Origin of the sequence: Micromonospora sp. M42 (assembly GCF_000568915.1) — a bacterium.
In the GTDB taxonomy this organism is placed as follows: Bacteria; Actinomycetota; Actinomycetes; order Mycobacteriales; family Micromonosporaceae; genus Micromonospora; species Micromonospora chalcea.
Genome location: NZ_KK037233.1, coordinates 972,410 through 973,220 on the forward strand (window position 1 = coordinate 972,410; position 811 = coordinate 973,220).

Sequence of the window (811 nt, forward strand, 5' to 3'; positions counted from 1 at the left end):
GATTCGTACCCGCGTTCACCACCTTCGCCATCGCCGACGCGTGCACGAAATCCGAACCCAGAATCGCCGTGAACGCCAACACCAGAAACGTGCCCGTACCCGGACCGATCAACCCGTCGTACAGGGCGATGCCCAACCCGGCCACCGCCACCGCCACCACCACCCGCCCCGGCGTGCGCCGCGGCGACGACACCACACCCAGCGACGGCCGCGCCATCACGAACACCGCCACCGCCACCAGCACCACAAGCACCACCGGCCGGTACGCGCCACCCGGCACCGCACCCGCAAGCGCCGCACCCAACCCCGCCGTCAGCACCGCCAACCCCGCCGCCGGACCCGCCACACCCCAGTCCAGCTTCGTCCGCCGCGCATACGTCACCGCCGCCGTCGACGTACCGAAAATCGCCGCCAGCTTGTTCGTGCCCAACGCCGTCGCCACCGGCACACCCGGCGCCGCCACCAGCAACGCCGGCAACAACAACAGACCACCGCCACCCACCACCGCGTCCACCCACCCCGCGACAAGGGCAGCGGTCAGCAACGTCGTCAACGACAGGGCATCCACCGCCGCATTCTGCCCACCCCGCCACCAGCGACAACGCCACCTGTGGCAAGCCTCACCGGCCCCGACGACGCCGCAACCACACCCCCACCGACCCCACCGCCACGAACACCAGCATCGAACAGCACAACAGCCTCAGCACCCGGCAAAGACTGCCACGACGACGTAGGGTGTCCAGGTGCGCCTGGCCACCCTTCAACCTGCTGCACGGCCGATCCCTCACCGACGGACTCGTCGACCCCGACC

1 protein-coding gene is annotated in these 811 nt (G+C 70.2%); it reads right to left on the bottom strand.

Features of this window, described 5'->3' with window-relative positions; genetic code table 11:
• Positions 1–514: sulfite exporter TauE/SafE family protein (locus tag MCBG_RS04115; protein ID WP_043330124.1), on the bottom strand; the 514-nt coding region annotated here is incomplete at its 3' end.
• Positions 515–811: the final 297 nt, after the last annotated feature.